Annotated in this window: 27 protein-coding genes; 12 read left to right on the forward strand and 15 right to left on the reverse strand. The window is 63.1% G+C overall.

The genetic code is table 11. From position 1 onward, the window contains the following. Positions 1-145: 145 nt before the first annotated feature. Both RS897_RS16260 and RS897_RS16265 read left to right on the forward strand, forming a co-directional pair. Positions 146-412, forward strand: coding sequence for a hypothetical protein (locus RS897_RS16260; RefSeq protein WP_315837542.1), 267 nt, complete (start codon positions 146-148; stop codon positions 410-412). Further along, positions 376-1,389 (forward strand): alpha/beta hydrolase family protein, encoded by a 1,014-nt coding sequence (locus RS897_RS16265; protein WP_315837543.1) that lies wholly within the window; start codon positions 376-378, stop codon positions 1,387-1,389. Before RS897_RS16260 ends, RS897_RS16265 begins: the two co-directional genes overlap by 37 nt. 32 nt (positions 1,390-1,421) lie before the next feature. Here the strand turns inward: RS897_RS16265 and RS897_RS16270 are convergent, their stop codons facing one another. Further along, on the reverse strand, positions 1,422-1,829 hold the full coding sequence (locus tag RS897_RS16270) for a chlorophyllide reductase (RefSeq protein WP_315837544.1): 408 nt from the start codon (positions 1,827-1,829) through the stop codon (positions 1,422-1,424). A gap of 97 nt (positions 1,830-1,926) precedes the next feature. Between RS897_RS16270 and RS897_RS16275 the strand changes: the two genes are divergently transcribed. The 3 genes from RS897_RS16275 to RS897_RS16285 all read left to right on the forward strand — a co-directional run bounded on the left by RS897_RS16275 (position 1,927) and on the right by RS897_RS16285 (position 3,029). Continuing rightward, positions 1,927-2,490, forward strand: a complete 564-nt coding sequence (locus RS897_RS16275; protein ID WP_315837545.1) for a DUF2975 domain-containing protein — start codon at positions 1,927-1,929, stop codon at positions 2,488-2,490. A gap of 11 nt (positions 2,491-2,501) precedes the next feature. Then, the gene (locus RS897_RS16280) at positions 2,502-2,714 is read left to right on the forward strand and encodes a helix-turn-helix domain-containing protein (protein ID WP_315837546.1); all 213 of its coding nucleotides are present in this window, start codon (positions 2,502-2,504) and stop codon (positions 2,712-2,714) included. Positions 2,715-2,831: 117 nt separating this feature from the next. After that, complete coding sequence (locus RS897_RS16285) at positions 2,832-3,029, forward strand: putative motility protein (protein ID WP_315837547.1); 198 nt, start codon at positions 2,832-2,834, stop codon at positions 3,027-3,029. Positions 3,030-3,137: 108 nt separating this feature from the next. Here the strand turns inward: RS897_RS16285 and RS897_RS16290 are convergent, their stop codons facing one another. From RS897_RS16290 to tlpA, 9 genes are all read right to left on the reverse strand, one after another. Next, complete coding sequence (locus tag RS897_RS16290; RefSeq protein WP_315837548.1) at positions 3,138-3,647, reverse strand: GyrI-like domain-containing protein; 510 nt, start codon at positions 3,645-3,647, stop codon at positions 3,138-3,140. 27 nt (positions 3,648-3,674) lie between these two features. After that, on the reverse strand, positions 3,675-5,258 hold the full coding sequence (locus RS897_RS16295; RefSeq protein WP_315837549.1) for an MFS transporter: 1,584 nt from the start codon (positions 5,256-5,258) through the stop codon (positions 3,675-3,677). 38 nt (positions 5,259-5,296) lie between these two features. Continuing rightward, positions 5,297-5,683 carry a VOC family protein gene (locus RS897_RS16300; RefSeq protein WP_315837550.1) on the reverse strand — a complete coding sequence of 129 codons (387 nt, stop codon included), beginning with the start codon at positions 5,681-5,683 and terminating at the stop codon, positions 5,297-5,299. Between the two features lie 194 nt (positions 5,684-5,877). Further along, a complete protein-coding gene (locus tag RS897_RS16305; RefSeq protein ID WP_315837551.1) occupies positions 5,878-6,234 on the reverse strand; it encodes a DUF1428 domain-containing protein in 357 nt (118 codons plus the stop codon). Positions 6,235-6,333: 99 nt separating this feature from the next. Next, positions 6,334-6,798 carry a VOC family protein gene (locus RS897_RS16310; protein WP_315837552.1) on the reverse strand — a complete coding sequence of 155 codons (465 nt, stop codon included), beginning with the start codon at positions 6,796-6,798 and terminating at the stop codon, positions 6,334-6,336. Positions 6,799-6,861: 63 nt separating this feature from the next. Next, the gene (locus tag RS897_RS16315) at positions 6,862-7,482 is read right to left on the reverse strand and encodes a glutathione S-transferase family protein (protein ID WP_315837553.1); all 621 of its coding nucleotides are present in this window, start codon (positions 7,480-7,482) and stop codon (positions 6,862-6,864) included. 180 nt (positions 7,483-7,662) lie between these two features. Further along, positions 7,663-8,097 carry an SRPBCC family protein gene (locus RS897_RS16320; protein WP_315837554.1) on the reverse strand — a complete coding sequence of 145 codons (435 nt, stop codon included), beginning with the start codon at positions 8,095-8,097 and terminating at the stop codon, positions 7,663-7,665. Further along, the gene (locus RS897_RS16325) at positions 8,007-8,426 is read right to left on the reverse strand and encodes an ArsR/SmtB family transcription factor (protein ID WP_315837555.1); all 420 of its coding nucleotides are present in this window, start codon (positions 8,424-8,426) and stop codon (positions 8,007-8,009) included. The genes RS897_RS16320 and RS897_RS16325 overlap by 91 nt, the downstream gene beginning before the upstream one ends. 81 nt (positions 8,427-8,507) lie before the next feature. Beyond that, positions 8,508-9,182 (reverse strand): thiol:disulfide interchange protein TlpA, encoded by a 675-nt coding sequence (gene tlpA, locus RS897_RS16330; RefSeq protein WP_315837556.1) that lies wholly within the window; start codon positions 9,180-9,182, stop codon positions 8,508-8,510. Positions 9,183-9,283: 101 nt separating this feature from the next. Between tlpA and argH the strand changes: the two genes are divergently transcribed. The 5 genes from argH to RS897_RS16355 all read left to right on the forward strand — a co-directional run bounded on the left by argH (position 9,284) and on the right by RS897_RS16355 (position 14,082). Further along, positions 9,284-10,681, forward strand: coding sequence for an argininosuccinate lyase (gene argH / locus RS897_RS16335; RefSeq protein ID WP_315837557.1), 1,398 nt, complete (start codon positions 9,284-9,286; stop codon positions 10,679-10,681). 101 nt (positions 10,682-10,782) lie between these two features. Further along, positions 10,783-11,064 (forward strand): lipoprotein, encoded by a 282-nt coding sequence (locus RS897_RS16340; RefSeq protein WP_315837558.1) that lies wholly within the window; start codon positions 10,783-10,785, stop codon positions 11,062-11,064. Between the two features lie 5 nt (positions 11,065-11,069). After that, positions 11,070-12,335, forward strand: a complete 1,266-nt coding sequence (gene lysA / locus RS897_RS16345; RefSeq protein ID WP_315837559.1) for a diaminopimelate decarboxylase — start codon at positions 11,070-11,072, stop codon at positions 12,333-12,335. A gap of 843 nt (positions 12,336-13,178) precedes the next feature. Then, positions 13,179-13,433, forward strand: a complete 255-nt coding sequence (locus tag RS897_RS16350; RefSeq protein WP_315837560.1) for a hypothetical protein — start codon at positions 13,179-13,181, stop codon at positions 13,431-13,433. Between the two features lie 22 nt (positions 13,434-13,455). Further along, on the forward strand, positions 13,456-14,082 hold the full coding sequence (locus RS897_RS16355; RefSeq protein WP_315837561.1) for a hypothetical protein: 627 nt from the start codon (positions 13,456-13,458) through the stop codon (positions 14,080-14,082). On the opposite strand, the gene RS897_RS16360 is transcribed toward RS897_RS16355, so the two are convergent. The 4 genes from RS897_RS16360 to RS897_RS16375 form a co-directional block, all read right to left on the reverse strand. Continuing rightward, a complete protein-coding gene (locus RS897_RS16360; protein ID WP_315837562.1) occupies positions 14,079-15,371 on the reverse strand; it encodes an NAD(P)/FAD-dependent oxidoreductase in 1,293 nt (430 codons plus the stop codon). The two genes, RS897_RS16355 and RS897_RS16360, sit on opposite strands and share 4 nt — an antisense overlap. A 19-nt stretch (positions 15,372-15,390) precedes the next feature. Further along, positions 15,391-16,122: an amino acid ABC transporter ATP-binding protein gene (locus RS897_RS16365; RefSeq protein WP_315837563.1), complete on the reverse strand. Its 732-nt coding sequence runs from the start codon at positions 16,120-16,122 to the stop codon at positions 15,391-15,393. Beyond that, positions 16,119-16,772 carry an amino acid ABC transporter permease gene (locus tag RS897_RS16370; protein ID WP_315837564.1) on the reverse strand — a complete coding sequence of 218 codons (654 nt, stop codon included), beginning with the start codon at positions 16,770-16,772 and terminating at the stop codon, positions 16,119-16,121. Before RS897_RS16370 ends, RS897_RS16365 begins: the two co-directional genes overlap by 4 nt. Before the next feature lie 201 nt (positions 16,773-16,973). Then, on the reverse strand, positions 16,974-17,741 hold the full coding sequence (locus RS897_RS16375) for an ABC transporter substrate-binding protein (protein ID WP_315837565.1): 768 nt from the start codon (positions 17,739-17,741) through the stop codon (positions 16,974-16,976). Between the two features lie 182 nt (positions 17,742-17,923). Between RS897_RS16375 and RS897_RS16380 the strand changes: the two genes are divergently transcribed. Then, on the forward strand, positions 17,924-18,517 hold the full coding sequence (locus RS897_RS16380) for a cupin domain-containing protein (RefSeq protein ID WP_315837566.1): 594 nt from the start codon (positions 17,924-17,926) through the stop codon (positions 18,515-18,517). 190 nt (positions 18,518-18,707) lie between these two features. Here RS897_RS16380 and RS897_RS16385 read toward each other — a convergent pair whose 3' ends face one another. Next, positions 18,708-19,679: a LysR family transcriptional regulator gene (locus tag RS897_RS16385; RefSeq protein WP_315837567.1), complete on the reverse strand. Its 972-nt coding sequence runs from the start codon at positions 19,677-19,679 to the stop codon at positions 18,708-18,710. Between the two features lie 231 nt (positions 19,680-19,910). Between RS897_RS16385 and RS897_RS16390 the strand changes: the two genes are divergently transcribed. After that, positions 19,911-20,252 (forward strand): hypothetical protein, encoded by a 342-nt coding sequence (locus tag RS897_RS16390; RefSeq protein ID WP_315837568.1) that lies wholly within the window; start codon positions 19,911-19,913, stop codon positions 20,250-20,252. Positions 20,253-20,265: the final 13 nt, after the last annotated feature.

The following is a 20,265-nucleotide window of genomic DNA, read 5'->3' on the forward strand; positions in this document are numbered from 1 at the left end:
TTCGCTCGCTCAGCATGTTACGCCGGATCAGCGGCGTCGCCGCGAACCCGCCCTCACGCGGACTTTCCTTGAATCGACGACCTCGACGCGCCTATCGTCCACCAAGCCATTACGGCGTGGGATTTCGACAAGGCGTGAGCGGACCGTGCGCAACCTGCTGCCAACCCTCATCATGGTGGTTCTCATGAGCTGGATCTCCAACGCGCAGGCCCAGCCGCTCACGGTCGATCCCGAATCCGTCGTCCCGCTGCCGGACACCTTCGACATGGAGACGCCGGCGCCCGACGTGCCGCCGGAGATGGCCCGCTTTCAGGGCATGACGACCGGCATATCCTCGTGGTCGAGCGCATCAGGGCCGATGGGCATGCGAACGTGGTGTTCGCCCAATCGGACTCCGCGTTCTACGGCATGAACCGGGAATGGTGGCGGGACGACGCGACCATCGTCGACGGCGTGCTGACCATGACGGGATTTCGCATTTTCCGATATGCCTTCGACGGCCCGGACCGGCTGTATCTGACCGCGACCATGAAAAACGGCGCCGTCACCTCGGGAACGCTGGTTCGCGCCGATCCGGCACGCCTTGCGGCGGGTGACCGACCGGCCGAGTGGCCATGGCCCGGCGAACGCGTGTCGATTCCGCACCTCACGGTCCGGACGCCCGATGGTGCCAGGCCGATCACGCTCGAGGCGACATTCTATCCGCCTGTCGGCTCCGGGCCGGCGCCGCTCGCGATCTTCACCCATGGGTCCGACGTCGGCCGCAATCAGCTGAAGACCTGGTCGTTCTCGACCGAGGCGCATTGGCTTCGCGACAACGGCTTTGCTGTGCTGGCGCTGATGCGCCGTGGGCGCGGCAGGTCCGAGGGAATCAACGGCGAAGAGAACTTTGGGCGCGAACACGATGGCGGCCTTGTCGATGTGTCGGCAGGGGTCGCGGAAGCCGTGGAGGATCTGGACTCGGCGATCGCCTATGGCCGCAAGCTGTCGGGCGTGCGGCCGGGGCCGGTGCTGCTCGCCGGCCAGTCGCGCGGCGGCTTTCTCGCCATGCATTATGCCGGGCTGAAACCTGGCGAGGTTTTGGGTGTCGTGAATTTCTGCGGCGGCTGGTACCCCTACGGGCCGGTGACGACGCCGTATTATGCGAATGGCGGCCGCGGCGCGGCCGGCAAGGTGCCGCAACTCTGGTTGTATGCGGACAATGACGGCCTCTATAACGAAGCCCTGATCCGCGAGTACGATCGCGCCTTTGTCGCGGCCGGCGGCCGTGCCCGCTTCGAGCTGCTTCACGGCGTTCCCGGCGATGGCCATCTGCTCCGGCTTTATCCCGACAGATGGCGGCTGATCGCGGATCAGTTCCTGGCGACGCTCGATCGGCAGAAGCCCTAAAACGTTGCGGGCGCCGATCGCAGCCGCGGGTCCTATTGCGGCAGGCGGCAGTTCGCTCGTTTCAGCATGTCCCGCAGGATCAGCGGCGTTGCCGCGGTCTCCGCCCACAGCGCCGCGTTCGGCGCGGACGTCTCCAGTGCCTGCAGCGCGCTCTTGTCATCGAGGCTGAGGCGGCCCTTGCAGGCCAGCACCTGTGTCGCCTGTTGTTTCTCCGCATCGATCATTGTCCCGGCTGTCTCTCCGATTCCGGCGAGGTAAGCGGTCAGCACCTGCCGTGCGGTCGGATTGCCGGCGGCCTGCTCCAGCATGGCGCGGGCCTGCGTGACCGAGACCTGGCCGCGGGACGTGGAGGCTGAAGTGGCGGCGGCGGGAAGAATCGGGAGCGCGGCACAAAGCAGAACTGTGAGGACGATGGCGCGCGGGCGTGGATGGAACGGCATGAGTCAAACTCCTGTGATACTGAAACGCAGATAAAAATTATTGTTTCACAGAAATAAATCAAGTATAGATTTGCGAAGGGCTGATGTTGGAGATCACATGAGTACGTTGCATCTGAATAATCCCGTCGCGATCGATCCGCTGCGCCGGGTGCGCCGCCTCAGCCGCGGCATGGCGATCCTGTGTCTGTTGGCCGCCGTCGCACTGCCGCTGGGTCTGTTGGCCTACTGGCTAACCGTGCCGGCGGAGGAACTGTTGCGCGATGCCCGGTTGCAGGTCGCGGGGCAGGAGATCGGCTGGATACAGCGCCTCGCGGCGCTTGTTCTGTCGGCGATCCCGCTCGGGTGTCTCACCTGGGGCCTGCTGCAGGCCCGCCGTTGTTTCGGCGCCTTCGCGGACGGACATTTCTTTGCGGCCGAGGCCATCTACGGGTTGCGCGGCTTCGCGATCGCCCTGTTCGCTTCCGCATTGCTGCAGCCGATCACGGGTGCGGCCCTCTCCGTGCTCCTGAGCTGGGGCGCCGGTCCCGGCAAGCGGGTGCTGGCCGTCAGCGTCGGTTCGGACACGCTGCTGTCGCTGCTGTTCGCCGGCATGGTGGTGGTGATCACCTGGGTGATGGCGGAGGCGCGCGGCCTTGCCGACGAAAACGCGCAGTTCGTCTGAGGATTGCCGTTATGCCGATCCGGGTGCGACTGAATGTGATGCTGGCGGAACGCAACGTGAAGTCGAAAGAGCTCGCCGAGCATGTCGGCATCACCGAAGCCAATCTGTCGCTGCTGAAGCAGGGCAAGGTGAAGGGCGTCCGCTTCGACACCCTGGAGCGCATCTGCGCCTATCTTAATTGCCAGCCCGGCGATCTCCTGCGTTTTGAGCCCGATCCGTCGTGACTTCCTGCCGCAGCAGTCGAGACATTTTCAGCAACATTTCTTAACCAACGGCGACTAGCGTGCCCGCAACCAGTGGGCGGATGTGGCTGTCGCGCTCCCTGCGAATGGAGTTGCGTGATGGATATGAGTTTGGTGATGGCGGCGATGGCGATGCAGCAGGGGAATCTGCAGGGCAAGATCGCCACCAGCGTGATGAAGCAGAATCTCGATTCCCAGGCCGAGGCCGCCCAGGTGCTGCTCGGCGCTCAGCTCAACGCCGGCTCGCAGGCCAACCTTGCCGCTGGCATCGGCGGCAACGTCGACATTTCGGCCTGACCCCCCGCTTCATCCGCTCTTGGCGTGCGATCTCCGCGGCGCTCGGCGTCTCCCGCGCGAACGATCCGGTGCGGATCGGGCCCTCGGGCACATGGTGATGCCGCCGGCTCAAGCTCGCCTGACCGGCAGCCACAGCTCCATGTCGCCGAGGCCGGTCTGCGGATCGAAGCCTCCGCCGTAGCGCTCGATCAGGTCCGGCGCGCCGTCGCCTCCCATCAACTGATAGCCTGAGGTCGGCAGCCACTCCCTCATGATGGCGTCCATGGTCTGGTTGAATTGCGATGCGTGCAGCCGATGCGCAAACACGGCGCATGTCAGCGCCGGCAGTTGCAGGTGGCTGATGCCTTCGGGAAGGCCCGTGACGGCCGCAGCCTCCGTGCCGGCGACATAGTCGAAGCCCGGCTCGTCGCCAAACATGTCGAAGCACAGGCCGTAGGCGACGGCGCTGACGCCGGGGATCTGCCCGATCACGGCGACAAGCCGCTGCCATTGCGCGGGGATGCCCTGCTTGAAGCGCTGGTCGGAGAAAGCGTAGCTCTCGCGAACTCCGGCGATCAGCCTCGCTGAACTCGTCTCAAATCGCGGCGGCTCGAGTGTCGTTGCTGATGATGGATTCATGGGGCGACTCCTTGATGGGCCTGACGATCAATTTTTGGAAGAACCGGCGAGGGCGGCCGGCTCAACCGGAATGTCAACACCGGCACCCGGAACTGCGCGCCACAGCAGCATGAACGCCACCAGCGCGGTGGCGAGCAGGATCGCGGCGCCGGTGCCCGTGGCCCAGATCAGGGCCTGGGAGAACGCCTGCTGCGCGGCGTGCAGCAGATCTGCGCCGAGCGCGCCGGGCAGCTGCTCCGCGACAGCCAGCGCGCCACCGAGCGTGCTGCGCGCGGTATCCATGGCGTCGGGCGGGATGTCGCGCAGGGACGCGCCGGCCATGTTGCCGCGATAGATCGCTGTGATGAGGCTGCCCAGCATGGCGATGCCGAGCGCGCCGCCGAACTCCGAGCTGGTTTCGGACAGTCCCGAGGCCATGCCGGCACGCTCCGGCGGCACGGCCCCGATCACCAGATCGGTCGTCATGGTGACCACCGGCGACAGCCCGAGCGAGAAGATCACGAAACCGGTCACGACGACTGCCAGCGCGTGGCTGCCACCGATCTGCGTGAGGATGCCGAAGCCGATGGCGGCCAGCACGAGGCCTCCCACCAGCACCGCCACCGGACGAATCCGGTGCGCGATCGCGGGTGCAATCATCGATCCCGCGATGAAGGCCAATCCCGACGGCGCAGTCCACAGACCTGCGTCCAGCGGTGTCATCCGCAGCACCAGCTGCAGATACTGGGCGATGAAGAGGAAGCTCGCGAAACCGACGAAGAAGCTGAAGGTGCTGATCGCCAGCGCGGCACTGAAGATGGGGGAGCGAAACAGCCGCAGGTCCATCAGCGGATCGGGCAGGGTCTGCTGCCGGCGGATGAACACCGCGCCGACTGCGAGGCCGGCGACGATGGTGAGCACGGCCGGCCAGCCGACGCCGTATTCGGCGATCCGCTTGATGCCGTAGATCGTGGCCAACACCGCAATCAGTGACAGGATGGCGCTGATCGGATCCAGCCGGCCCGCATTCGGATCGCGGAACTCGGGCAGGAACAGCGGTCCGAGCACCAGCAGCAGCAACATCACCGGCACATTGGCCAGGAACACCGAGCCCCACCAGAAGTGGGTCAGCAGCACGCCGCCGATCAGCGGGCCGATCGCGCCGCCGGTGGAAAAGCTCGCGACCCACACCCCGATGGCAAAAGTGCGTTGTTTGGGATCGCGGAACATGTTGCTGATCAGCGACAGGGTCGAGGGCGCGAGCGTGGCGGCCGCGACGCCCAATAGCGCACGCGACGCGATCAGCATGTTGGCGGTGGTCGAGAACGCGGCAATCACGGATGTGACGCCAAAGGCGGCGGCGCCGATCAGCAGCAATCGCCGCCGACCGATCCGGTCGCCGAGGGTGCCCATGGTCATCAGCGAACCGGCCACCATGAAGCCGTAGATATCGACGATCCACAGCAACTGCGAGCTCGAGGGTTTCAGGTCCGCGCTCAGGTGCGGCACGGCAAGGTTGAGCACCGTGAGGTCCATCGCGTACAGCAGGCATGGCAGCGCGATCACGGCAAGGCCGATCCATTCGCGGCGTGTGGCTTTTGGCGCCTCGGTGTTGTTGGTGTTGTTGCCCATGGCTGCTGTCCAAAGAGGGGGATCGCTGTCGTGGCGCGCTACATCGTGCCGTTTTCGTCCAGCACCGACAGGATGTTGCCGGCGGGGTCCTTGAACCATGCGATGGTCGGGCCGTTGCCGCGCATGATGCCTTTGGCGTCGGTCTTGAGACCAGGCAGGTCGTAGACCTCGAAGCGCACGCCGCGTTGCGTGAGGTCGGCCACCGCCGCATCGACGTTGGCGACTGGGAAGTTGAGCACGGTGAAGCTCGCAGGCGTATGGTTTGGCTTTGGATAGATCAGCACGTCGGTGTCGCCGCCGAGATGCAGGTTGAGCAAGCCATGCGCCTCGGACACCTTGAGTCCGAGCGTGTTGCCATAGAAGTCTTTCGCCTTGGCGATGTCGTCGGCGGAAAATCCGCTGAATGCTTTGCTTGTGGTCAGCATGATCGGTTCTCCTTCTGAAAGACGCCCCACTTGCTGTTGCATGCGTTCCGTCATCCTGAGGCGCGAGCGAAAGCGAGCCTCGAAGGATGAACGGCCAATGAGCTGCCCGGGCCGTCGCCCTTCGAGGGCCGTGCTACGCACGGCCACCTCAGGGTGACGGGATACTTTCACCCCGGATCGTCTTGTGCCGGATCTCAAACACTCACGATGGTCTTGAACCCGCCATAGATCATGCGCTTGCCGTCGAACGGCATGCCCTTCGGAGTCATCATCTTCGCAAGCCGCGGGTCCTTCATCACCAGGGCGTTGACCCGGTCGCGATCCTTGCGTGACTTGTAGACGATGTAGGCGAACACCACGGTTTCGTTGGGTTTCATTTTCACGCTACGTGGAAAAGACGTGAGCTTGCCAACCTTGACGTCGTCGGCGATGCATTCCCGGTAATCCAGCGCGCCGTGCTCGCGCCACACCTTGCCGGCCTTGCGCGACAGGCTGCGGTAGGCGGCGACGTTTTTCTTCGGCAGGGGGACGATAAATCCGTCGATATACATGAGCGTTTCCTCGTTGTTCGATACGTGATCGCGTCGCGGTTTTACCGGCTCGCGTGGGAGGCCGCGCTGCGACACACGTCCGCAGCGCGTCCTATCGCCTCATGCGGCCGCGCGCTGCAGTTCCGCGATGTCGAGCTTCACCATCTTCATGACGGCGGCCATGACGCGGTTGGCCTTGTCGGCATCGCTCATCAGCTCATTCATGATCGACGGCACCACTTGCCACGACAGGCCGAACTTGTCGGTCAGCCAGCCGCACTGGCTCGGTGCGCCGCCGGCGAGCAGGCTGTCCCAGTAATGATCGAGCTCCTGCTGGGTGTCGCAGTTGATCATCAGTGAGATCGCCGGTGAAAACTTGAAGTGAGGTCCGCCATTGATGCCGATGAAGGACTGTCCGTTCAGCTCGAACGCCACCACCATCACCGATCCCTTCGGGCCGGGGCCGGCATCGCCGTAACGCGAGATGCGGGTGATCTTCGAATCCTTGAAAATCGAGGTGTAGAAATTGGCGGCTTCTTCGGCATTGCCGTCGAACCAAAGCGAGGTGGTGATTTTCTTAGACATAGCTTCGCTCTCCATGAAAAATCGTGATCGGTTGGTCAGGGGTGGTGGAGGTTATTTCCGCAATCAGGCGGCTGCTTGCTGCGGATAAGGATCGCGCCAGGCCGGCAGATCCTCGAGCCGCTGATACCAGCGCTTGATCTCGGGAAATTCGTCCAGCGGGATATGCGCCTCGGTCGCATAGGGGAATCCGGTCGCGACGGCGAAATCCGCGACCGTCAAGGCGTCGCCCACCAGCGTGTTGCGTCCCCGCAGATGATCGTTCAGCACCCGCGCGCTGCGGCGGAAAAACTTCGTTGCCTCTCCGATGGCGGCGGCGTCCGGGTTGCCCATGCCGAATTTCGGTTTGATCAGATACTCGAAATAGAGCGTGCCGGTGTGGCGGGAGAAGTGCTGCCCGTTCCAGCTCAGCCAGCGCATGACCTCGATCTGCCGATCGTCGTCAGGCCACAGCTGCGAGTGCGCCGCGCGGGCGAGATGGCACATGATGGCATCGGATTCCCACAGCGCCTTGCCGTCGTCCAGCAGCGCCGGCACCCGGCCGTTGGGATTGATGGCGAGGAAGTCGGGATGCCGATGCTCACCCTTGGTCAGGTCGATGCGCACGAACGTCACCGGCGAATTGAGGTGTTTGGCGACGGCGCAGGCTTTGCGCGGGTTGAAGGTCTCGGCGTAATAAAGCTTCATTGTTTCCTCCTCAGTGTCCCGAATTCGAAGTTCGCACTACCTAGCAGCACCACTGAGCGAACTTCGAATTCGATCAGGACACTGAGAAATTTTGGATTCTAGTGCGGCTTCTATTTCCGAAATTCCCTCGAAGAGATCGCCGCAAGGTTGAGGGAATTTCGGAAATGCCGCACTAGGATGTCAGGCGAACATCTTTTCCAGCTTGTCGAGGGTTCCGGTCCATCCGCGCTTGTGTCCGTCAGCCGCGGCCTGGTCGAAGAACTGGCCGTGGTTCAAAGTCAGAAGGCTGCCGTTGCCGTCCGGCTTGATGGTCACCGTGACCACGGATTCGCGCTCCGGTGTCGAATGCCAGGCCCAGCTGAACACCAGCCGTTGATCCCTGACGACCTCACGGTATTTGCCGCCGACCTGGTGATAGTCACCGTCATCGGTGTTGAACGAAATGCGGAAGCCGCCGCCCACCCGCACATCCATCTCGGCCTTGACGGAGCCAACGATGGTCTGGCTCGGACCGAACCAGTGGATTATTTTTTCGGGGTCCGTCCAGGCGGCGAAGACCTTTGCGGGTGAGGCGTTGAGTCGTCGGGCGAGGGTGAGGCTTGGTTGGGTGAGCATGGTTCCTCCTCAACAAAGGCGGCCAGGCGGTCGAGCGCACTGGTCCAGAAACGCTGGTAACGGGCGAGCCATTCCATCGCTTGCTCCATCGGTGCGGCGTTGAGCTCGCACATCACCGTGCGCCCGGTCTTCGCCCGCGAAATCAGCCCGGCGTCCGACAGGACATCGAGATGCTTCATGATCGCGGGCAGCGACACCGGGAACGGCTGGGCCAGCTCCGAGACAGAGAGACTTTTCTCGCCCTCCAGCCGCGCCAGCAGGGCGCGCCGCGTCGGATCCGACAGCGCGGCAAAGGTGCGATCGAGTGGATTGGATGAATGGTAAACCATGTGGTTAAGTATAGGCGCATAAAGCAGCCCGTCAAGGGGGTTAACCCTGACGGGCCGTTTTTGGAGAAAAGCGTTGCTGGCTTAGGGCTTTAGCGCAGCCTGGATCAGCTTCACCGCGTCGTCGCTGGCCCATTCCGCCGGGCCGGCGATGGTGGCGATCTCGCAGCCGGCGCCGTCGATCAGTACTGACGTGGGCATGCCCAATGCCCGTCCCACGCTCTTAAGATCCTGGAATACCTTTGCTTTCTGGTCCGCAAAAGCGCCGAGGCGGGTCAGGCCGCCCTCGCGCAGGAAGGCTTTCGGCTTCTCGGAATCGCGGGTGTCGATGTTGATCGCCACCACGTCGAAATTCGCTCCCCCGAGCTTGGCCTGGAGCGCATCCAGGGCTGGCATTTCCTTGCGGCAGGGCACGCACCAGGTGGCCCAGAGGTTGACCAGCACGGTTTTGCCGCGCCAGTCGGACAGCTTTTTCGGGGTGCCGGCGCCGTCATCGAAGGTCAAATCGGGAATTTTCAGGGGCTGCGACGCCATGGTCAGGGCGGCCACCTCGCCACGGGCCAGCGGCGCGAGTTTTCGCGACAGATTGACCGCCGGCGCGCAGGTGGCGTCGCCCGATCCATTGCGCAGCGACCCGCCGATCCCGTATACCCCCGCAAATCCGATCGCGGCGCCGACCACGATGGCGCCGAGCACCATGGGTATGCGCTTCGTGGCCTTGGGGGCGGGCGGTTCGGTGTCGGGTGTCTTGTCGGTCATGGGCTCTGGTTTCGCGCGACGCGGGATCTGCGATCGTATGACAGATACGGCGAATGCAATGAGTGGTTTCCAACGGGCAGCAAGCCAAAGAGTGAGAGTCGATGAGTAACAAGATGTGGGGCGGCCGCTTCGGCGAAAGCCCCGATGCGATCATGGAGGAAATCAACGTCTCCATCGACGTCGACCGGCACCTTTACGCACAGGACATCACCGCGTCCAAGGCGCATGCAGCCATGCTGGCCACTCAAGGCATCATTACGGCAAACGATGCAAAAAACATCACCAAGGGTCTAGACACGATTTTGTCAGAAATCGGCAAGGGCACCTTCACCTTCAAGCGCGCGCTCGAGGACATTCACATGAATGTCGAGAGCCGGCTCAGCGAATTGATCGGCCCGGCCTCCGGCCGGTTGCACACCGCGCGCTCGCGCAACGACCAGGTGGCGACCGATTTCCGGCTCTATGTCCGCGATGTGATCGACGAGACCGATGCGGCGCTGGCCGCCTTCCAGCACGCGCTGGTGGAGCGGGCGCTGGAACATGCCGACACCGTGATGCCCGGTTTCACCCATCTGCAGACCGCGCAGCCGGTGACGTTCGGCCATCATCTGCTGGCCTATGTGGAAATGGCATCGCGCGATCGTGGCCGCTTCCAGGATGCGCGCAAGCGGCTGAACGAGAGCCCGCTGGGTGCCGCCGCGCTCGCCGGAACGTCTTTCCCGATCGACCGCGCCGCGACGGCGAAAGCGCTCGGCTTCGACCGCCCGATGGCGAATTCGCTCGACGCGGTGTCGGACCGCGATTTCGTGCTGGAGGTGCTGTCAGCGGCGGCGATCGCGGCCATGCATCTGTCGCGGTTCGCCGAGGAGATCGTGATCTGGACCTCGCCGCTGGTCGGCCTGGTGCGGCTGTCGGACAAATTCACCACCGGCTCTTCGATCATGCCGCAGAAGCGCAATCCGGATGCCGCGGAACTGGTGCGCGCCAAGACCGGCCGCGTCATCGGCGCGCTCACCGGCCTGCTGATCGTGATGAAGGGACTGCCGCTGGCCTATCAAAAGGACATGCAGGAGGACAAGCAGGGGGCGATGGAGGCCTTCGCCGCGCTGTCGCTGGCGGTCCGGGCCATGACCGGGATGGTGCGCGACCTGGTGCCCGATGAAGCCCGGATGAAGGCCGCCGCGGGCGAAGGTTATGCCACCGCGACCGATCTCGCCGACTGGCTGGTGCGGACGCTGAAGATGCCGTTCCGCGACGCCCATCACGTCACCGGGCGGATTGTCGCACAGGCCTCCGCGGACGGGGTGGCACTGCACGATCTGCCGTTACAGGCCATGCAGGCGATCGAGCCACGCATCACCGCCGATGTGCTGGGCGTGCTGTCGGTCGAGAGTTCGGTGAAAAGCCGGACCAGCTATGGCGGCACCGCGCCCAAGAATGTCCGCGCACAGGCCAAGGGCTGGCTCAAGCGCTTGGAAAAAGAGCAAAATTCGGGCTGATCAACAAAAAAATCCTGCCGCCGCAGGGCTCGCCAAAAGCCGGCGATCTTTGTAGGGTGGCGCCGCATTTGGGGAATTGGATTGTGACTCGGGGTTCAAACGTGGGTTCTGCGAAGCTTTCGCAGGGAAGGTTCGCGCTGGTGGTGCTGGCGTCCCTGACACTGGCGCTGGGCGCTTGCGGCCGCAAGGCCGGCCTCGATCAGCCGCCGAGCGCGTCGGCGCCCGCGAGCGACGGGCTGCAGGTCGATCCCACTGTGTCGGCGCAGGAAGATGCCGCCGAGGCGGGCAAGAACGTGTTCAATCCGACCGCGCCCGGCGACAAGGCGAAATACGCGCCCCGCGGCCCGAAAAAACGCATTATCATCGATCCGATCCTGGATTAAGCGCTATGCATCACTTTGACTATCGCAACGGCGTGCTCCACGCCGAAGACGTCGACTTGGCCGCGCTCGCCGAGAGCGTCGGCACGCCGTTCTATTGCTATTCGACGGCGACGCTGGAGCGCCACTACCGGGTCTTTACCGAGGCTTTTGCCGGCGAGAAGACGCTGGTCTGCTACGCCACGAAGGCCAATTCCAACCAGTCGGTGCTGCGCACCCTGGCGAAACTGGGAGCTGGCGCAGACGTGGTGTCGGGCGGTGAAATGCAGCGCGCGCTGGCCGCCGGTATTCCACCGAACAAGATCCTGTTCTCCGGTGTCGGCAAGACCGAAGCCGAACTGCGCGCCGCGCTGTCGCACGACATTCTCTGCATCAACGTCGAGTCGGAGCCCGAACTCGAACTGCTGTCGAAGCTCGCGGTCGAGACCGGTAAGACCGCGCGGATTTCAGTGCGCGTCAATCCCGATGTCGATGCCGGCACCCACGCCAAGATCTCCACCGGCAAGTCCGAAAACAAGTTCGGCATTCCGATTTCGCGCGCCCGCGAGGTCTATGCCCGCGCGGCGAAGCTGCCGGGGATCGAAGTGACCGGCACCGACATGCATATCGGCAGCCAGATCACCGATTTGTCCAAGATGGAAACCGCGTTCCGGATTCTGTCCGAATTCGTGCGGACGCTGCGCGCCGACGGCCACACCATCACGCATATCGATTTTGGCGGTGGCCTCGGCATTCCCTATCACCTGGACCGCGAAGCGCCGCCGCTGCCGTCGGCCTATGCCGCGATGGTCAAGCGGGTGACGCACAATCTCGGCTGCACGCTGATGTTCGAGCCGGGCCGGCTGATCGTCGGCAATGCCGGCATCCTTGTCACGCGCGTCATCTATGTGAAGCCGGGCGAGGCCAAGAATTTCGTCATCATCGATGCGGCGATGAACGACCTGATCCGTCCGACGCTGTATGAAGCGCATCACGACATCCTGCCGGTGCGGCAGCCCGCGCCCGGCGAACGCACCATCCTCGCCGACGTGGTCGGCCCCGTCTGCGAGACCGGCGACTATCTCGCGCTCGATCGCACGCTGCCGGAGCCGAAGGCCGGCGATCTCATCGCCATCATGACCGCCGGCGCCTATGGCGCGGTGCAGGCCGGCACCTACAACACCCGCGCCCTGGTGCCCGAGGTGCTGGTCAAGGGCGACCAGTACGCCGTGGTCCGCCCGCGCATCGAGGTCGAGGCGCTGATCGCGATGGACAAGCCGGCGCCATGGTTGTGAGGCTCTGAGATCAACGCCATGCGGCATTTTACCTCGCTCCGCTTGAGGGGAGAAGGGAGCGCCGCTCGTTGCCGTGCTTTATGCGGCACGATCGGCGCAAATCACTCAATAAAGTCGATCCCTGCGATAGCGGCAGACACAGCGCACTCTCGCGACAGTTTTAACAAAAATGTTTCCCTTTTCACGGGAAAATATTTTGTTGCGCAATCAGGCTTTACAACCTGCGTGCGAACGTTGCAGTTTATGTCTGGGCAGCTGAGGTGAACTGGCGGGTGGTTTTGCCGGCAGCCCAAGGGGCTGTTGATGGCGGAATTGCGTAGCAGGCGTTGCCCGGTGGGAACCGTGTTGCAGCGGCTACCCACGAATTCCTCATCTCGCGTTAGCGACTGTTGTCGTGGGTATGCAATTTCCGCAGCGCAAGTCGCGTTTCCTGCAAACCTTAACTCAGAGGGCTTCAACGGTAGGGCTCCAGACAGACGCTGGACTCAGCAACAGCCCGAACTCGCAGAGATCATCGCTCCTGTTATGCTGCACAACGGACCTCGCGTTGATCTTAATGATAGCGCAGTGCCAGCCCTAAAATGATGTTGTGGTTACAACCTGCGTGCGAACGTTGCAGTTTACCTGCCGGTGGTCTGTAAATTGGCGATAGCTGGAGTTAGTGACCGATGGGGCTGTTTCTTTTAGCGACGACTGAATGCATCGTCGCTTTTGCTGAACACCGTCTACTTCTCATAACCTTGTTTGCCCGGAAGGAAGCACCCCGATCGGCGAGGAATCTAAGCATCCGTGTGAATGTCGTTTGGCCATCGCGTCAAGGGCTCAAAGCGTACGAGAACAACCTTGATGTTTAACGATCTTGCCGTGCTGGCTTTCGTTCTTTTATTGACGCTTTGGCTGGCGGCGGCGGCGGGGCCGATCGTCTGGACTGCGGTTCGTACTGGCAGACTTTTGGCTCGCGGTACCGTCTATCATCGAGACGATCATCCTGCTCTCTTTTACGGGGGGCTTCTTTTTTGGCTGGGAATGCTCGTCGTGATGCTCGTTTTGTCGGTGTTATTGATCATTAAGTTGGTTGTTGCGTTCAAACAGTACTAAACCAACAAAATGGGGGAATCTGATGGGCACGTTTGTCGATGACTTTCTCGGCAATTTTGAGCGAGATTTGGTCAGTAATTCTCTAAATGTGCCTTCTTCTATAACCAACGCCTATAGTGCCTATGTTGCGCTTACCAACGTGGCTGTCGGTGGAACGTATGTTGGGAAATTAGTTCAGGCTGGAAGAATGCTGGAGACGACAGCGGTTGCTTTTGCAACTGGCTCGAATTCAGTTAAGTCAGATTGGAGCGGTGCTGCCAATGCCATAGGGGCGCTTATTGTAGGAGGAGCTTTTATTGTCTTGGCGCCGGCAACTGTGCCCATGGCTTTCCTTGGATTGGGAGTTTCGTTTCTAGGTGGAGTCTTGTCTCAAGCCCTCTATGAAACGATGGCGCAGCACTATCCAAATTTGTCGAGTGAAGTTGTCGATTGGTTGGTAGAATCGGTAACAGAGACTATTGACGATCTAAGCGATGCAATTTCACAAATCGCTGATGACGTTTTGCTTTGGGCCGGTGATCAAATTGTTGATTACCTTCTGGAGCTTCTAGGAAACTTCTTTCCGAATTACGGTGACAGTGCACTAAACTCAGCTGACGCCAACATCAGGCATGGTCCGCCGTCGCCAAGGGCCGCGCCCGTCCGCTAAAACCCCAGCCTGTCCCGGATTCGCCCCGCCAGCACTGCAGCCGTCACCCCGATCGGCCAGAACGCGTGGAACGCCATCGGCTTGATGGCGGTGATCGGCATGTCGATGGCGGCGTCAGCGCCGCCGACAAGGCGCCGCGCGAGCTGTTGTCCCATCGCGGTGCTCAGCGCCACGCCGCGACCGTTGCAGCCGAGTGAGATCAAAAGGTTCGCTGCCGGCTCGTGCACATGCGGATAGTGATCGGCGGTGATCGCAAGGCGGCTGTTCCAGCCGTGGGTCCAGGACGCGCCTTTGAGCCGCGGCCACAGCCGTTCCGCATAACGCATGAGATAACTGACGTCGGACGCCTGGCGGATCCAGCGCATCGGCCCGCGTCCGCCCATCAGCAGGCGATTGTGCTGGTCGATGCGGTAATAAACAGTGATGTGGCCGCTCTCATAGAGCACCGAGCGCGTCGGCATGATTTCGCGGATCACATCGTCGGGCAGCGGTGCCGTTGCCGCGATCGACGAGAACACCGGCACGATGCTGCGCCGCAGCCCCGGCACCAGATCGCCGGTGAAGCCGTTGGTGGCGATCAGCACTTTTTCGGCAAACACGATCGCGCGTGGCGTCTCGATCCGCCAGCGCGTGCCGTCGCGTGTCAGCGACAGCGCCGGCGTGTCGCCGTGCACGGCTGCGCCGGCTGACATCGCCGCGCGCGCGAGGCCGCGCGCATAGCTCAGCGGATGCAGGTCGCCACCGCGCCGGTCGAACATGGCGCAGAGATAGCGATCGGTTCCGGTCATCTCGCGCAGCGCTGCGCGATCGAGCAGCGCGACCGGCATGCCGCGCCGGATGCATTGCTCGGCGGTCGCCGCGACGGTCGCCGCGCTTGCCGCGGTGTAGGCGGCGCGCAGGGTGCCGTTCTGCCGCGCTTCGCACGGGATCTGATAGCGGCTGATAAGATCGAGGGTGAAGTTGGTGGTGCCGTAGGCGAAGGCGATCATGCGGCCGCCGAGATCGGCGCCGAAGTCGGCTTCGATCTGGTCCGGATCGTGCTTCAGGCCGGGGTTGATATGGCCGCCATTGTTGCCCGATGCACCCCATCCCGGCTCCTGGGTTTCCAGCACGATCGTGTCCACGCGTTGCTCGGCGAGATGCAGCGCCGTCGACAGCCCCGTGAAGCCGCCGCCGATGATCGCCACCGAGACGGTTGTGTCCGTATCGAGTGCCGGCGTCGGCGTCGGCGCCACCGCGGTGTCGGCATAGAGGCTCGGCGGCAATGGCAAGCGTACGGGGTTAGACATCGACAGTTCCGGAGACAGGTTAAAGCGGATGCAGCACGCGGCGCAAAAAGTCTTGCGTGCGCGCATGCTGCGGCTGGTTGAGCACGGCGGTGGCCGGACCTTGTTCGACGATGATGCCGCCGTCGATGAACAGCACCCGGTCGGCGACGTCCTTGGCAAATCCCATCTCGTGGGTGACCACCACCATGGTCATGCCGTCGTCGGCGAGCTTGCGCATCACGCCGAGCACCTCGCCGACCAGTTCCGGATCGAGCGCCGATGTCGGCTCGTCGAACAGGATGGCCTTCGGCTGCATGGCCAGCGCGCGGGCAATGGCGACGCGCTGCTGCTGGCCGCCGGAAAGCTGCGCCGGATAGGTGTCGGCCTTGTCGGCGAGTCCCACCTGGGCGAGCAGCGCACGTCCGCGTTCAAGCGCAGCGGGCCGCGGCTCCTTCTTCACGAACACCGGCCCTTCGATGACGTTGTCCAGCGCAGTGCGGTGCGGGAACAGATTGAAGCGCTGGAACACCATCGAGATCTGGGTCCGGATTCCAACGATGGAGCGCGCGGTGCGGTCGACCCTGACGCCGTCCACCCGGATGTCGCCGGCGTCATAGCTCTCCAATCCGTTGATGCAGCGCAGGATGGTCGATTTGCCCGAGCCCGACGGACCGATGATGCAGACCACCTCGCCTTTGGTCACCGAGGCGGTGATGCCCTTGAGCACGTCGACGCGGCCGAAACTCTTGTGGATGTCGTCGAGCGCGATCATCGCCTGGCTGCCCGCTTCTCGAGGTGCCGCACCAGGAGGATGAGCGGAATGCTCATGGTGAGATACATCAGCGCCACCAGCGTAAACACGCTGGTGTTCTTGAAGGTCGACGATGCGATCAGCTTGCCCTGCAGCGCGAGCTCGGCCACCGTGATGGTGGAGGCCTGCGAGGAATCCTTCAGCAGCATGATCATGATGTTGCCGTAGGGCGGCAGCACGATCCGCACCGCCTGCGGCAGCACCACGCGGCGCATGGTCAGCCACCACCCCATGCCGATGGTCTGCGCCGCCTCGATCTGTCCCTTGTCGATCGCTTCGATGCCGGCGCGAAAATTCTCCGCCTGATAGGCCGAATAGCAAATGCCGAGCCCGAGGATCGCCGCCTGCAGCGCCGTCAACGCGACGCCGAACTCGGGCATCACGAAGTAGAGATAGAACAGCACGACGATGATCGGAATGCCGCGGATCAGGTTGATCAGTCCGCCGCTCACCCCCGACAGCACGCGCACGCCCGAAACCCGCATCAGCGCCCAGACCAGGCCGAGTGCCGTCGACAGCAGCAGCGAGCCGACGGTGACCAGGATGGTCAGCGCCACGCCGTGCAGCAGGATCGGCAGGAATTCGACGGCGTCGTGCAGGAAGTTTTGCATCTAGGGCCCGATGCGTTGAAAGTGAATCGTGTTGACCGTCATCCTGAGGTGCGAGCCTTGCGGTGCGCTTGCACCGCTGGGCGAGCCTCGAAGGATGAACGGCCCGGGTATCTAGCGTCGTGGCCGTCGCCCTTCGAGGGCCACGCTACGCGCGGCCACCTCAGGGTGACGGAGTAACTGTTGGAGGGCATCAATCCTGCGTCACGCGCCCTGCGCCTTCAGGCCCCATTTGTCGAGGATCTTGTCGACGGTGCCGTTCGCCTTGAGCCTGGCGAGCGATGTATTGATCTTCTTCAAGAGATCCTGGTCACCCTTGCGCACCCCGATGCCGACCGAGCCGACCATTGTCGGCTTGTAGGACTCGACCAGGCGGGCGCCGGCAAATCCGCCTTGCTTGAGATTGTAGGCGACGATCGGGTAGTCGGCGAAGCCGGCCTTGAGGCGGCCCGCGCCGACGTCGCGCAGGATGTCGGGAATGGTCTCGTAGACCTTGACCTCGCCGAAGGTGCCCGTCTTCTTCAGCGCGTCGACAAATGCCGTGCCGACCTGGGCGCCGACGACTTCGCCCTTCAGATCCTCGAATTTGGCGTAATCCCTGGTGTCGGTCTTCGGCACCAGCAGGCCCTCGCCATAGGTATAGAAGGGATCGGAGAAATCGATCACCTCCTTGCGCGCCGGCGTGATGAACATCGCCGCCGAGATGATGTCGATCTTGTTGGAGGTCAGCGATGCGATCAGCGCCGAGAATTGCATCGGCTCGATCTGGGTCTGGAAGCCGGCGTCCTTGCCGATCTCGGTGATGAGGTCGACCATCACGCCCTGGATGCTGTTGGTCTTGGTGTCGAGGAAGGTGAAGGGCACCCCGGTCGCTGTCGAGCCCACCTTCAGGACTTGCTGGGCCGAGGCCGGCATGACCGCGGCGAGAGCGAGAGCCGCGACGGCGGCGTGGACGAGGCGCTTGAGGAGCATCGCATCACCTTCCAGCTTTGGTGGTTGTCAGCGCGATCCGCCTGCACGAAAAGAGAAATATGCGGCCGGCGCCGTTCAAGCCTGTTTTCATATCCGTGAAATTGTGGTCACATTCCCATGCATCGCGCAAGAGAATTTCATGCACATGAAGAAAGCGGTTTGCTGTGAGCGGTGACACGAGAATGAGCAGCTCAGCCACCCCGGGGGTGGACGAGGCGGTGGGGCAGCGGATCCGCGATCTGCGGCGCGCCCGCAATCTGTCGCTGGAGGCGGTCGCCGCCCGCACCGACCTCTCGATCGGCTTCCTGAGCCAGATCGAGCGCGGCTTGTCCTCGCCCTCGCTGCGGGTGCTGGCGACGCTCGCGGACGTGCTCGGTGTCGGCATCGCCGCGCTGTTCGGCGGCAACGAGAGCGGCGGCGATACGCCTGACGCCGTCGTCACCCGTGAGCCCCAGCGCGCCGAGCTGAACCTGTGGCGCACCGGCATCTCCAAGCAGCTGTTGAGTCCCGCGGGCGCAGACGGGCGCCTCAATTTGTTTCTGGTGCGCCTGGAGCCGGGCGGCTCCACCGGCGACGAGCTCTACACCCACGACGGCGAGGAGGCCGGCCTCGTGCTCGAAGGCGAGATGACGCTCACCGTCGACGCCGAGACCTGGACGCTCAGGGACGGCGACAGCTTCCGCTTCGCCAGCCGCCGCCCGCACCGCTTCAGCAATCCCTCAGGCGATACCAAGACCGTGGTGCTGTGGGTGAACTGCGTGTCGGCGGTGGGGTGATCGAGCGAGACCGGGTTGGGTCGTAGCCCGGATGAGCGAAGCGATATCCGGGACGTGTGTCCCGCATGTCGCTCCGCTCATGCGGGCTACGGTGATGTGTCGGTTCGCTTGCGTTTTGGTTGAAGTCGAAGGCCGCTCGGCGGGTATGTGCGTGGTGATTTCAATTTATTTCGGTCTGTTCTTCCTCACGTCAGCGCATTTTCATCCCGCGCGTTCGCTTGTCATCAACGTGACGTCGGGTTTTGTCGGCGGCGCCCGAGCGGCTCTTCACATGATCAATAAAGGCTCGCAGTTTCGGCATCATTTGATGGCGGCTGGGATAATAGAGAAACACGCCCGGCGTCATCGGCGCGAACGGCTCCAGCACACGCACGAGTTGTCCCGCTTTCACGAGGCTGGCGGCGATCGGCTCGGGCACTTGAGCAAGCCCTAAACCTTCGATGGCCGCGCCAAGCATGGTGGGGATGTCATTGGCAATCAGCGGCCCCGAGACGATCGCTTCGATTGTCTTGTTGCCATCGACAAACGACCAAGGCGCGATCGATCCGTTCGAGCGGCGCATGCGCATGCAGGCATGCTGACGCAGATCGTCGATACGCTCTGGTCGCTTGCGCCGGCGTAGATACTCGGGGCAGCCGACGACCACGAGCGGGATTGGCCGCGTCAGCCGCACGGCGACCATGTCAGCGGCGATGAACTGGCCCAACCGGATGCCGGCGTCAAAGCCTTCGGCCGCAAGGTCGGTCAGCTCCTCGCTTGCGGCGATCTCCACCTCGACCTCGGGATACGCTTGGCAGAAGGATGCAACCAGCGGCTCCAGCAGGATCGGCACCACCGCCCGCGGCACTGTGAGGCGCAACAGCCCGCTCGGTCGCTGCCCAAGATCGCGCGCAATATTGCTCGCGGCGACGAGCTCCTCAAATGCAGGCTTTGCGCGCGACAGGAATCGTTCGCCGGCTTCGGTCAGACCGACACTGCGCGTCGTGCGGATGAAAAGTGCTGCGCCGACGCGCGCCTCAAGTGCGCGGACCGCCTGGCTGATCGCCGACGGCGTCACCCCGAGTTCAGCGGCCGCTTTGCGAAAGTTGCGGTGCTGCGCAACGCTCAGGAACGCTTCCACGCCATCGAGCGCGCCCTGCCTGACTGTGAAGTTCTGCTTCATAGTGCATCGACATTATCGCGGATAGTCGCCGACTGGAAGCGCTCGTACATCTGACCTGCAAATCAGGTCTCGCGCAAATCAGGTCTCGCGGATGTCGAGCCCCAGCATTCGCGACATCGAGGTCTATCTCAACGAACAAAGGTGACCGCCGTGATCCGAGAAGCGAGACCGATCAAAGCGCTCCGTAACGTCGTCCTGGTCCTGACCTTAACTCTGATAGGAGCAACGTCCATGGCTGATCCAGCAACTGCCCAGGCACAAGCCAACTCGCCCACAACCACCGGGGTGATGGTCATCCTGACCGTCAAGGCGGGCGTCACGCGCGAACAAGTCATGGCCGTCATACCGGCTGAAATCCGGCAGACCGTGCAGCTCTACCTCAATGGGAAAATTCGTGAATGGTACTCGCGTGGCGATGGGCGAGGGGCCGTTTTCCTGCTGGATTCCAGGGATGTCGCCGAGGCTCACACGATCATGGATGGCCTGCCGCTGGCCAGGCAAGATCTTATCGACCACGAGTACATCGCCGTCGGTCCGCTTTTGCCGCTCCGCTTGCTCATGACCAATCCCTGAGCGCCCGCAATCA

The organism is Bradyrhizobium prioriisuperbiae (assembly GCF_032397745.1).
GTDB classification, from domain to species: domain Bacteria; phylum Pseudomonadota; class Alphaproteobacteria; order Rhizobiales; family Xanthobacteraceae; genus Bradyrhizobium_A; species Bradyrhizobium_A prioriisuperbiae.